This window comes from Defluviitalea raffinosedens (assembly GCF_016908775.1).
Taxonomy (GTDB): Bacteria; Bacillota; Clostridia; order Lachnospirales; family Defluviitaleaceae; genus Defluviitalea; species Defluviitalea raffinosedens.
Window position 1 is genome coordinate 57,273 of record NZ_JAFBEP010000002.1, and the last position, 12,738, is coordinate 70,010.

Consider the following 12,738-nt stretch of genomic DNA (forward strand, 5'->3'; position numbering starts at 1 on the left):
AAAGGGCCGTTTTGAAATCATCACTTCAAAACTGCCCGTCTACTCTCATCATTTAACTGACTATTTTATAATACGTTCTGGAAGTAAGGACATATATGGCAACATAAAAAAATGTAAAAATCACAATGGTCCCAATGATGCAATACAGAAATAAGGTAGTATTCATAAGGCTAAGCATTGCAAAAACCTTTATAATGGCTTTAAGCGCAACCATAAAATGAATGATTGCCGTAATCAATGGCAGGAAAAATACCATAAGGACTTGACTCTTAATTACTTTTTTGATCTCATCTTTGGTCATTCCTACTTTCTTCATGATTTCAAACCGATTCTTATCCTCATACCCTTCGGAAATCTGCTTATAATAAATAATCAGTACAGTAGCCATAATAAAAACCACTCCAAGATAAATGCCAATAAACAAAACCCCTCCAAATATAACTAAAAATATTTCCCTTGCTTGCTCCAGTCCTTCGCAAATTGCAAACACATTTCTTTCCTGAATTATTTGAGTAATTGCCTCTGTTAAAGCAATCTCCTCCTCAGGACTGGCATCCGTATCGAAGCCATAATGATCAGTCAGCCCTTCTATAGCGATATCATGAATTCTTTCATCTGGCACAACAATTAAATATCCATTGGCTAATATATCAAAAGTAAAGCCTTTTACAGGCAAATGACTGATCCGTTCCTTTATGGTAAAAACATTACCTGAAATACTTATACGGTCACCTTTGATTTTCCTCTTATGGATATATAATAAAACTTCATCTTCATTTAAAGAAACCAATTGATTGGTGATGACATTATAATCGCTTAAAGGCATCGCTACCAGCAGGCATGTGTCATTAAATAGGGATTCTCTTCTATCCGCATAAGTGAAAATATTTTTATTCTGATTCATAGGCATGGTTGCCAAACGATATTCGATTTCGTCTTTTATGGTCACATTAAGATTACTGGCTGTTTCCTTTACCTCCTTGCGCAGCTTAATCATTTCTTCTTGTCTTTCATCAAATACTTGCATTAAAATATCTTTCGGATATCTCGTTCTAAGTAAATCGTCTATTCCAAGATAAAGAGATGTTATGATAAATACTATACTCAAAACAGCTGTTGATAAAATACAAATATTGGAAAGCCCTATGGCATTTTGTTTTATACGATAAATCATGCTGGATACATTAATGAAATGGTTCTTTTGATAATAGAATTTTTTATTTTTCCTTAGCATCTTTAAAAAAGTGATACTGCCTGCTGTAAATAGAGTATAGGTTCCTATCATAATTAAAATAACCTCTGCAAAAAACAGATAAAGCATAAGCATCGGTATTTGGATCACTAAAACAAGGCAATAGCCAGTTCCAAGGCTTAGAACACCAATTAGGGTAAGCAGCCACTTAGTTTTTGGCTCTTTTTCTCCAACTTCTTCTCCCTTAAGCAGTTCGATAGGTTTTGCAAGGTGAATTTGTGTTAGATTATTGATCAAGGTCAGCGCAAAAATTACAGAAAAGAGAATAACTGTTTCTAAAATACATTTTATTGAAATAATAAATCCCATAAATATTGTAAACTTTATAATTTTAATAAGTATTAAAAACATAAGCTTACTCAGTAAAATTCCCCAGATTAATCCTATTGTCATACTAAGAAGTGCCACTATTAAATTTTCCCAGAATAAAACCTTAGCAATATGTTTTTTTTCCATACCTAGTATATTGTAAAGGCCTATCTCCTTTTTTCTTCTTTTAATCAAAAAACTATTGGTATAAAAAAGAAAAATTACAGTAAATATTGCCAAAATAAAAGTTCCTATTCTAAGTAAAAGTTTAAGAATTTCTAACTCATAGGATTTATTAAATTCCTCATTCACACATATGAAATCGATCGTATAAAATATCATGACGCTGCAAATGCACGTCAGAATATATGGAGAATAAGCCTGTTTATTCTTTTTGATATTGGATATTGCCAGTCTTTGGTAAAACATCTTACTCATTTTTCACACCACCTGTAGCAATGATCGTCAGCGTATCTGAAATTTTTTGGTACATCTCATCCTGTGACATGAATGCTCTATAAAGTTGATGAAAAACTTCGCCATCTTTAATAAAAAGTACACGGCTTGCATGGCTGGCTGCTTTAATACTATGGGTAACCATAATAATCGTCTGTCCTTCTTCATTAATCTCATTAAATAAATCAAGAAGCTGGCCACTAGAGCGTGAATCCAGAGCACCTGTCGGCTCATCGGCAAGGATCAGCTGAGGTTTTGTGATCAATGCCCGGGCAACGGCTGCCCTTTGCTTTTGACCTCCTGAAACCTCATAGGGATATTTTTGCAGAATATCATCAATGCCCAGTTTCTTTGCTATAGGTTTAAGACGGCTGTTCATTTCATCATAAGATTTCCCCGAGAGAACCAATGGCAAAAATATATTGTCCTGCAAAGAAAAAGTATCCAAAAGATTAAAGTCCTGAAAGACAAAGCCTAAATTATCACGGCGAAATTTTGAAATATCTTTTTCTTTAAGGTTTTGGCTGCTTATCCCATTTAAAACAACTTCCCCACTTGTAGGCTTATCCAGAGCTGCAATAATATTGAGCAAAGTCGTTTTCCCCGAACCTGACTCTCCCATAATGGCTACATATTCACCTTCTTCTACAGAGAAAGAAACATTTGACAGTGCCTGAACATGATTGGTGCCCAAACGGCTGGTATATACTTTTTTTAGCTTTTTAACTTCTAATAGCGTCATCTTTTTCCCCTTCCAATCAATGCTTTTTTCTTAAGTATAGCAAAAGGAAGAAATGTCTGCCTTAACCTTGGCTTACATTTCTTCCTTAAAACTTACACTCCTGTAAGATTGCACTTTATGAGCAATATCATTCTGCTTTTAACTGAATGGTTTCTAAATGAATGAACACTTTTGTTCCCTGATCCAACTCTGATTCTATTGTAATCCTGTGGGAGAGTCTGTCTAAAATCTGTTTACACAAATATAGTCCAAGTCCTGTAGACTTTTTATCCCATCTTCCGTTATAGCCTGTAAATCCCCGTTCAAATATTCGGTTTAAATCTTCTTTGGCAATTCCAATTCCTGTATCTTCTATAACAAGAGTCTTTTCAAAATCAGGGTGCATATAGATGAAAATCATCCCTTGTTTCGTATATTTAAGTGCATTGGATAAAATTTGCTCTATGACAAAGCATAACCACTTTTCATCCGTCAGAACCTCGCAGTTTAACCCCTTGAAATCCAATTTAATCTTCTTTCTCACAAACATTCTTGCATACTTTCGAACGGCTTGTTTTACAATCTCATCTAAACTATACTTTTTGAACACCAAATCAGAAAACATACTGTCAAGTCTCAGATACTGAAGGACAAATTCAACATATTGCTCAATTTTAAAAAGCTCCATAGATAGTTCAAGATTCTGTTCGTTTTCTTCTTCCTGAAGGATTAAATGTATGGCTGCAATAGGCGTCTTAATTTGATGAGCCCATAAAGTATAATAGCGCATCAGATTGTTATATTTTTCGTCTGCCTCATACTTACTTTGAACATTGGCATTATAAAGAATAGAAAGAAGTTCCTGATAATCCTGTTCAATCATATCTTTGACATCTGGAAGTTTCTCAAGACTTAAAACAATACTATCCTGCAAATCCTTTAATATCTTATGTCTCCTGTAATAATCCATAAAATTTACAGACAAAAAAACAACTCCTATATTCATACACAGAATAAAGGAATAAATTACAGGTTCTAACGGTAACCCATATAAAGAAAATACAAGAAAAAAGATGCTGGCTGCTAAGACATAAAAGATGATCTCTTTTATATAAGCCTTAAAATATAAAATAAACAGCTGAATGAATTCTTTTCCCTTCTGTTTCATACTATTCCACCATATATCCTATGCCTTTTTTGGTCGCAATTAAATCGGATAGCCCTACTTCCTGAAGTCGTTTACGAAGCCTTGTAATGTTCACAGTTAATGTATTATCGTCAATATAATGATCTGTTTCCCAAAGCTTAACCATAATACTGTCTCTGGATACAACCTTTCCTTTGTTTTCAAAAAGAATCTGAAGTATCTTATTTTCATTCTTCGAAAGCTCTATCTTCTGTCCATTATACTCTAAAGTTAAATTGCTTATGTTAAGTTGGATCCCGTTGTACTCCAACACATGGGACACATTCCCAAAATCATAGGTGCGTCTTAGCAGCGCCTGTATTTTTGCCGTCAATACATCCAATTCAAAAGGTTTCGTAATAAAATCATCCCCGCCCATACTCATAGCCATCACGATATTCATATGATCAGAAGCAGATGAAATAAAAATAATTGGGACATTCGATACCTTCCTAATCTCACTGCACCAGTAATAGCCATTAAAATATGGCAGAGAAATATCCAGCAAAATAAGATGTGGCTTATAATCTGTAAAAGAAGACATAATCTCCTTAAAATCATAAATCGTTTCTGTTTCAAATCCCCAGGATTGCATATGCTTTTTTATCGAATTGGCTATAGCTAAATCATCTTCAATGATAAGAATTTTATACATTGAGATGCCCCCTGTTATTTTTTATACTTCATTATAACTTTTACTGGTAATCAAATCAATAATTCTCGGAATATGTAGATAACCTAATGCATTCATAAATCACAGTATTCTGTTCTATCCAAAAATGCAACTACGTCACACTTATTAATTAAAAAGTTTGATTTTTCAACCCAAACAACCTTTTTACTTCATAAGAAAAGCACTTATGAAATAAATCTTCTAAAAAGATTTATTCATAAGTGCTTTCCATTACATCATGTCAAAAAAGCTCATTTGGTTGCTTTCCGGAATGCCTTCCAGACATCCGAATTTCTTAAGCAATTCAATGCCTGCATTTCCGATTTTAGCTCGCTTTTTCAAATCTTCTATGGAACTGAAGGGTTTTTCCTGAGCTGCATTGTATATGCTTTCCGCAGCGATGTTTCCCATACCGGATATACTGTTAAGAGGAGGTCTTAGGGCATCTCCTTCTATTAAAAATTTCGTAGCATGGGATTTGTATAAATCAATTGGAAGAAATGTTATACCCCTTTCGTACATTTCCAGTACCAGTTCCAAATCTTCATACATGTCCTTATCTTTTGGAGTCGCCTGATTACCGAGGTCTTCAATTTCTTTCATTTTTGCTTTAACTTTTTCTTTCCCATAGATCATATATTCAGCATCAAAAGCCTTCGCTCTTATGGTGAAATATGCAGCATAATAAGCCTTGGGCATATGAACCTTAAACCACGCGATTCTAAAAGCCATCATGACATATGCCGCAGCATGGGCTTTAGGGAACATATACTTTATTTTTCTACAGGATTCTATGTACCATTCAGGCACATCATGTTCCCTCATCATCTGTTCATATTCTGGCCACTTAGGATCTTTTAGGGCCTTTCCTTTACGAACGGTTTCCATGATCTTAAAAGCAGTGTTTGGAGGGAGGCCTTTTTTGATCAGATAAATCATAATATCGTCTCTGGTACATACTGCTTCACTTAGCGTCACGATACCCTGATCGATTAAATCCTTTGCATTTCCCAGCCATACATCAGTACCGTGGGAAAGCCCTGATATGCAGATTAAATCAGCGAATTGCTTAGGCATGGTATCAAGAAGCATTCCTCTTACGAACTTTGTACCAAATTCAGGAATTCCAAAAGTCCCTACCTTTGAATTAATCTGCTCAGGGGTTACTCCTAAGGCTTCAGTGGATGAAAAGATGGACATCGTCGCTTTATCATCCATAGGAATGGTTAAGGGGTCTACACCGGTCAAATCCTGCAGCATTCTGATTACCGTCGGGTCATCGTGTCCCAGTATATCTAACTTTAACAAGTTCTGATCAATGGAGTGATAATCAAAATGGGTAGTGATGATATCTGAATCCGGATCATCAGCAGGATGTTGTATAGGACAGAATTCGAAAATCTCTCTTCCTTTGGGAACAACAATAATTCCTCCCGGATGCTGTCCAGTGGTTCTTTTGATACCGGTACACCCTTTTGAAAGCCTGAATACTTCAGCCTTATTAACCTTCATATTCTTTTCTTCAAAATACTTTTTTACATAGCCGAAAGCAGTTTTTTCTGCTATGGTACCAATGGTACCCGCTTTAAAGGTTGTCCCTTTTCCAAAAATCACTTCCGTATATTTATGGGCTCTTGCCTGATATTCCCCAGAGAAGTTCAGGTCTATATCCGGCTCCTTATCCCCATTAAATCCTAAGAAAGTTTCAAAAGGAATATCTATTCCGTCTTTCGCCAGCATTTCTCCGCAAACGGGACACTGCTTGTCTGGAAGGTCAAAACCATTTTTAAATCCATAATCAGTAAAGTCTGAATACTTACATTTCGGGCATCTATAATGAGGCGGCAGGGCATTTACTTCTGTTATGCCAGTCATATAGGCTACAAATGAAGAACCGACAGAACCTCTGGAACCAACCAGATATCCATCCTCATTGGACTTCCATACCAGCTTCTGTGCAATAATATACATTACCGAAAACCCATTTTTGATAATGGAATCCAACTCTTTATCCAATCTTTGCTGGACGATTTCCGGCAGAGGGTCTCCATATAATTCATGGGCCTTTCCATAGGCAATGTCTTTAATGGTTTGCTCACACCCCTCTATATGAGGAGGACATTTTTCTGGAGAAATCGGACTGATCTGCTCGCACATATCCGCAATTTTATTGGTATTGGTAACCACAACTTCATAAGCTTTTTCAGGGCCTAAATATGAAAATTCGTCCAACATCTCTTCGGTAGTTCTTAAATACAGAGGCGGTTGTTTATCTGCGTCTTTATATCCTTGGCCTGCTTCCAGGATACGTCTATAGATTTCATCTTCCGGATCTAGGAAATGCACATCCCCTGTGGCCACCACCGGTTTATTTAATCTTTCTCCCAGTTCTACAATTTGACGATTGATTTCTTTTAGGGTTTCTACGCTTTCTACCTGGCCTTCTCTGATCAGATACTCATTATTCCCTAAAGGCTGAATTTCCAAATAATCATAATCCCGGGCAATTTCTTCTATCTCCTCATCGGATTTTCCCTGGAGGATTGCCTGATAAAGTTCTCCTTCACTGCATCCACTGCCAAGGATTAATCCTTCAGAATATTTTTTATACATGCTTTTTAAAATACGAGGCTTTTTATAGAAATAATCTATATGAGAATAGGAAACAAGCCTGTACAGATTTTTTAAGCCCGTGTAATTTTTTGCTAAAATAATTGCATGATAAGTTTTAAGCTTTTTATACTCTTCTTTTTTGATCTGCTCATCATCAGCATAGACTTTCTCTATATCTGCAAGGGTTCTTACCCCTTTCTCCTTTAGCATGTCCAGCATGATATTAAATACTTTAACCGTTGTATCTACGTCATCCAAAGCTCTGTGGGCAACCTCTACTTTAATCCCCAGATTTTTTGCGATTTTCCCCAGTTTATAGGATTTAAAATCTGGGAAAAGTTCATGGGCTAAGGTTAATGTATCGATGTATGTAAAATCAAAGTCGTATCCTAAAACCTTTGCATTGTGTTTTAAAAATCTTATGTCAAAGGAAGCATTATGGGCAACCAAAACACTATCCTCTAAAAACTCCAGAATTTTCGGGAATACTTTGTCTATGGTTTCTGCGTCCTTTACCATATCATCTGTAATATTGGTAACTTCCACTACTCTTGGCGGAATTGGCTTCTCAGGATTAACAAAACAGCTAAATTTGTCGATAACTTTGCCGTCTTTTAACTTCATGATCCCTATCTCAGTGATCTTTTCAGTTTTGGGTGAGAATCCTGTGGTTTCCAAGTCCAGTACACAGTAAATGGTATCCAGGCCTTGTCCTTTGTCATTTACTACAGAAGGTTTCTTATCCGGTGCAAGATAAGCTTCTACTCCATAAAGCACCTTCATGTCAGGATTGTCCCTTCCTAAAAGCTTATGGGCTTCGGGAAAGGCCTGTACAACTCCATGGTCTGTTATGGCAATGGATTTCATACCCCAGCTCATGGCTCGTTTAATCAAATCGGTAGCGCTGCTTGTAGCATCCATTTGGCTCATTTGGGTATGTACATGCAGTTCTACCCGCTTCTTCTCTGCATTGTCCACTCTTTTATTCTTCTTTAATCCTTCTGTTTCCACTATGGTATGGGCAACCAGCTCAATTTCTCCGGAGAAACTGCTGTAACCTGAATTTCCGGCAACTCGAACACCTTTGGCTTTCTTAAGTCTTGATAATACTTCTTCTCCTGATTCAGGTTTGCAAAATGCCTTACAGGTCATGGAACTGGAACCATCATATAAATCGAAAGAAATAAGGATCTTTCCACTTTTCAGTTCTTTGGAGTCCAGATTGAATATTTCCCCTTCTATAGCGATTCGTCCTTCATCAGGGGTAATGTCAACAATTTTTATTATTGGATCTTTAATTTTAGAGTTTCGTCCAAGAATCAAAGCGGGGTCTTCTTTTGTACCTGCAGACTCAGCAGGCGTGTTAGAAATATTATTGCCTGAGGTTTGTGTCATTTGCTCTTTAATGATTTGCAGCGTCTTAGCCTGATGGTCTTCACTAAGGCGTTTTAACTCTTCTTTACTTACTTGGTCAATGAAGTCAATCTTATATTCTTTACCATATAGGGATTTAATCTCCTGATTAATTTTTTTGTCATAGCCCATCGAATATAAAAAATGGGACAGTGGAATGCCAATATTAAATTTTATGACATTGTCACCAATTTCAACATCATAATTGTCAATGATTGCTTTTAAAACAGGATGTTCGTCTCCCATGGAAACAATAATGTTTTTTAACTCCTCCTTGAGAGGTTTTTTGTTTTCTCCGATCATGTATCTTACAATGACTTTGGAATCGTTTAATGCAAATCTTTTTCTGATGAATTTATTAAAATAATCGATTTCTCTTTTTCCAATATAATTAAACGCATTGATTTTCATTTCCAAAGCCTTTGTATCTTTCCTTATGATAACCTCTTCAAGAATGGCAGTATTAATATTGCCACTGGACGGATAGTCATTAAAAATCTCACTTATTCTTCTCATATCCCTTAACCCTCTTGCAAAATATTTCTATGCCTTATTATTATACTAGATTCAGTTATTATTTGTCATTTAAATGTTTATTAATAATGTTTTGATATTATAAGAGTCCTTTCTCCAAACTTATCTTGGTTGATCTGAAAATAAATATTCTTCTTTTTGCATTTTGTAAAACTCATCATATCTCCTTTGAACATCAGGGTTTTCCTTCATAAAATGAACAAATTTTTCTATGGCCTGTATGGTTGAAAAAGACAAATAATGTTCCATAGATTCTGCTTCTTTGTCAATGTCTGAAGAGGTATTCAATACAGTCAAAAAATCCTTCAGCAACTGATTTCTTTGAACCAAAAACCTTCCTTCATAAATTCCTTTTTCAGTTAATTTAATGGATTCATAGGGCTGATAGACCACATATCCTCTATTGCTTAATTTATGTAAAGCCTTGACTACAGAGGGTAAAGATACATCTAAGATCTGTGCGATATCGGAAACACGAATCTCATCAATCTTTGTAGACAATCTATACATTTCTTCTAAATAGTCTTGTAAACTCGGGGACAGCATAGTATTGATCCTTCTCCCATCTATTTGGTTCACAACAAGTATATTCTAAAACCGCCTTATATATTACATACTTTTACCTGCGCTGGAAATAAACCTTGTTCCTTTCTGTACAAATCAATGGAATATTTTGTTAGGTTTTAAAAGATTATCTGCCATATCTTTAATTGACATCAGTAAGGCCGCATATTACAATAGATTAAGATAGATATTAGAAAATGATTGGAGGACTTTTGATGTCTGATTTTGTGATTTTGTCTGACAGCTCCTGTGATCTGCCAGATTCTTTGCTCAAAGAATATAATATAGAACTCATTCCATATTATGTATCTTTTGATCAAACCACGTATTACAAAGAGAGAGAAGAAATAACGCTTGAAAATTTTTACCATATACTGCGAAATCAAAATGTTTTTCCTAAAACCTCCTTACCTTCTGTAGACGATTATATGAAAACTTTTATAAAGTATATCCAAGATCATAAAAATATTATTTGCTTTTGTCTCACATCTAAATTCAGCGGTTCATATCAAGCGGCCGTCAATGCTAAAAATATTCTTGAAGAAGAATACCCAGAAGCAAAGATAGAAGTCATTAACTCTATTCAGGCCACTGCCGGACAAGGGCTAATCGTTCTTCAGGCAGCTAAAATGAAAAAAGCTGGATATTCTATGGAAGACATAATAAAGAATATCGAAGTTTTAAAAGAAACCGCCAGAATTACCTTCTTTGTAGATACTCTCGAATATCTGGAAAAAGGAGGGCGTATAGGAAAAGTAAGTGCACTCATTGGAGGCGTTCTCAATTTTAAACCTCTTATTGTGGTAAAAGACGGAGAGCTAAACCCCTATGGCAAAATCCGGGGAAGAAAAAAAGCACTTAGAAAAATCATAGAAATGGCAGAAGAAATTGTTCAAAATAATTTTGACAGTTATGAATTCTGCATTGCTGAAGGGGATTGTATTGAAGAAGCAGAAGCGCTTAAAAGTATGCTGGAAGAAGAATGGAATATTAAAATAGACCTTCCATTCTTTAAAATAGGCACAACCATCGGAACCAATACGGGACCCGATACCATAGGCATTTGCTTTATCAAAAAATATGACCACATATAAATAAAAACCACTTTAAAAGTGGTTTTTATTTTTTAACGACTATTTTGAATACCATTCAATGATTAACTGAGTATCAATTTGAATAGGAATATCTTCACGATTGGGAATTGAGACCAATGTCCCTGAGAAATTGTCTGTATCTTTTGAGATATATGGAAGACTGAAGTCTTTATTGGCTTTAAAGTTATCTGCAAATAACTGTATGCCACGGGATTTTTCTTTTAATTCTATTCTGTCACCGACATTCACAATATAAGAAGGAATATTCACCTTTTTGCCGTTGACAGTAATATGCCCATGACTGACCATTTGTCTTGCCTGACTTAGAGTACTTCCAAATCCCATACGATATACTAAATTATCCAGTCTGCGTTCAAGGATTTTAACCAACGCATCTCCGGATACATCTTTGCTTTTAATGGCCTGGTCAACATACTTACCGAATTGCTTTTCCAATACACCGTAATAAGCCTTTAATCTTTGTTTTTCTAAAAGCTGCATTCCATAGTAAGATAACTTCTTATCTGCTCTGCTTTGTCCATTTCCTGCCCGATTCATTGCCTTGGGATGCCCGATTACATTTAATCCTAAGCGTCTGCAAAGCTTAAAACGGGGCTGTCTCATTCTTGCCATCTATTTTTTCCTCCATAAAAATTATCAAATTTGCCGCGATAATTTTATGCCGAATCTATTATAACACAAAAAACAAGAAATGAGAATAGTTTTTATTTGAAAATCGCTATCGAACATATTCTTTTATGGCTTTTTCCAGCTGTAAAAAGGCTTTTTCTAAGATCACTCTGGGACAAGCAATGTTGATCCGTTGAAACCCTTCTCCTTCTCTTCCAAACATGGTACCGCCATCCAGCCAAAGTTTAGCTTTGCTTATAATCAAGTGTTCAAGTTCGGCTTCACTTAAATTGAGACCCTTACAATCCAGCCAAACCAGATATGTTCCTTCAGGTTCTACCAGCTTAATTTGTGGCAAACGTTCTGCAAGAAACTCTCTGATAAAGTCTAAATTGCCTTTCAAATAGTCTTTTAATGCCTCCAGCCACTCTGTTCCATGTTCATAAGCAGCCTGACAGGCAACAAGTCCCATGGTATTCACTTGACTATAACCAGTACGTCTAAGTTCTTCTTTAAATTTCTTTCTAAGCTCTTTACTGGGTATAAATATATTGGAAACCTGTAATCCTGCCAGATTAAAGGTTTTACTTGGAGCTGTACATATAATCGAATTGTTCATGTATTCCGGCTTCAAATTAGCAAAAACAAAATGTTCATTTCCTTTATAAATGAAATCTCCATGAATTTCATCAGACACAACAATTACATTATGTTTCAGGCAAATATCTCCAACACGAGTTAACTCTTCTTTCGTCCAAACCCTTCCCACAGGATTATGAGGGCTGCAAAGTATAAATAATTTAACTTTATACTCTTTAATTTTCTCTTCAAAATCATTAAAGTCCATATAATATTTCCCCTCTTTATAAACAAGGGGATTGTTAATCAGCTGGCGTCCATTTGTCAGAATTAATTCAGAAAAAGGATAATACACAGGCTGCTGAATCATCACCGCATCCCCTTTTTCAGTAAGTGCCCGAACTGCAGCAGCTATTCCAAACACCACACCAGGGGTTTTTACAATCCATTCCTTTTGCACCCTCCAGTTAAATCTGGTGCTATACCAATTACAGACTGCCTCAAAATATTCTTTCTTATTATCAGAATATCCAAAAATCCCATGCTGTGCTGTTTTTACAAGAGCCTCAATGACGGCAGGAGGGGTCTTAAAATCCATATCGGCCACCCAAAGGGGAATAACATCTTCAGGCATGCCTCTTTCTACGGCAAAATCATATTTTATGGAATTGGTATTTTTTCGGTCTATGATTTCATCGAAATTATAATTCATGC

General features: G+C 35.7%; 9 protein-coding genes. 1 reads left to right on the forward strand and 8 read right to left on the reverse strand.

The features are described 5' to 3' along the window. Nucleotides 1–52: 52 nt before the first annotated feature. From JOD07_RS02180 to JOD07_RS02205, 6 genes are all read right to left on the reverse strand, one after another. Nucleotides 53–1,999 (reverse strand): FtsX-like permease family protein, encoded by a 1,947-nt coding sequence (locus tag JOD07_RS02180; protein WP_158740222.1) that lies wholly within the window; start codon nucleotides 1,997–1,999, stop codon nucleotides 53–55. Further along, the gene (locus tag JOD07_RS02185) at nucleotides 1,992–2,759 is read right to left on the reverse strand and encodes an ABC transporter ATP-binding protein (protein ID WP_204611929.1); all 768 of its coding nucleotides are present in this window, start codon (nucleotides 2,757–2,759) and stop codon (nucleotides 1,992–1,994) included. The genes JOD07_RS02180 and JOD07_RS02185 overlap by 8 nt, the downstream gene beginning before the upstream one ends. 127 nt (nucleotides 2,760–2,886) lie before the next feature. Continuing rightward, entirely contained in the window at nucleotides 2,887–3,906 is a 1,020-nt protein-coding gene (locus tag JOD07_RS02190; RefSeq protein WP_204611931.1) for a sensor histidine kinase, read from the reverse strand. Between the two features lies 1 nt (nucleotide 3,907). Beyond that, nucleotides 3,908–4,579, reverse strand: a complete 672-nt coding sequence (locus tag JOD07_RS02195) for a response regulator transcription factor (protein WP_204611933.1) — start codon at nucleotides 4,577–4,579, stop codon at nucleotides 3,908–3,910. Between the two features lie 249 nt (nucleotides 4,580–4,828). Then, nucleotides 4,829–9,139, reverse strand: coding sequence for a DNA polymerase III subunit alpha (gene polC / locus JOD07_RS02200; RefSeq protein ID WP_204611935.1), 4,311 nt, complete (start codon nucleotides 9,137–9,139; stop codon nucleotides 4,829–4,831). A gap of 120 nt (nucleotides 9,140–9,259) precedes the next feature. Beyond that, on the reverse strand, nucleotides 9,260–9,736 hold the full coding sequence (locus tag JOD07_RS02205; protein ID WP_330636094.1) for a metal-dependent transcriptional regulator: 477 nt from the start codon (nucleotides 9,734–9,736) through the stop codon (nucleotides 9,260–9,262). A gap of 200 nt (nucleotides 9,737–9,936) precedes the next feature. Here JOD07_RS02205 and JOD07_RS02210 point away from each other — a divergent pair, with 200 nt between their 5' ends. After that, the gene (locus tag JOD07_RS02210; protein WP_158740218.1) at nucleotides 9,937–10,815 is read left to right on the forward strand and encodes a DegV family protein; all 879 of its coding nucleotides are present in this window, start codon (nucleotides 9,937–9,939) and stop codon (nucleotides 10,813–10,815) included. Nucleotides 10,816–10,854: 39 nt separating this feature from the next. On the opposite strand, the gene rpsD is transcribed toward JOD07_RS02210, so the two are convergent. Next, entirely contained in the window at nucleotides 10,855–11,448 is a 594-nt protein-coding gene (rpsD, locus tag JOD07_RS02215) for a 30S ribosomal protein S4 (protein WP_158740217.1), read from the reverse strand. 106 nt (nucleotides 11,449–11,554) lie between these two features. Beyond that, nucleotides 11,555–12,736 carry a MalY/PatB family protein gene (locus JOD07_RS02220; RefSeq protein WP_158740216.1) on the reverse strand — a complete coding sequence of 394 codons (1,182 nt, stop codon included), beginning with the start codon at nucleotides 12,734–12,736 and terminating at the stop codon, nucleotides 11,555–11,557. Nucleotides 12,737–12,738 lie beyond the last annotated feature (2 nt).

Excerpts from the sequence above, each read along its gene's own strand:
- JOD07_RS02180 (WP_158740222.1), bottom strand. The coding sequence starts at position 1,999 with ATGAGTAAGATGTTTTACCAAAGACTGGCAATATCCAATATCAAAAAG.
- rpsD (WP_158740217.1), bottom strand. The coding sequence starts at position 11,448 with ATGGCAAGAATGAGACAGCCCCGTTTTAAGCTTTGCAGACGCTTAGGA.
- JOD07_RS02185 (WP_204611929.1), bottom strand. The coding sequence starts at position 2,759 with ATGACGCTATTAGAAGTTAAAAAGCTAAAAAAAGTATATACCAGCCGT.
- polC (WP_204611935.1), bottom strand. The coding sequence starts at position 9,139 with ATGAGAAGAATAAGTGAGATTTTTAATGACTATCCGTCCAGTGGCAAT.
- JOD07_RS02190 (WP_204611931.1), bottom strand. The coding sequence starts at position 3,906 with ATGAAACAGAAGGGAAAAGAATTCATTCAGCTGTTTATTTTATATTTT.
- JOD07_RS02210 (WP_158740218.1), top strand. The coding sequence starts at position 9,937 with ATGTCTGATTTTGTGATTTTGTCTGACAGCTCCTGTGATCTGCCAGAT.
- JOD07_RS02220 (WP_158740216.1), bottom strand. The coding sequence starts at position 12,736 with ATGAATTATAATTTCGATGAAATCATAGACCGAAAAAATACCAATTCC.
- JOD07_RS02195 (WP_204611933.1), bottom strand. The coding sequence starts at position 4,579 with ATGTATAAAATTCTTATCATTGAAGATGATTTAGCTATAGCCAATTCG.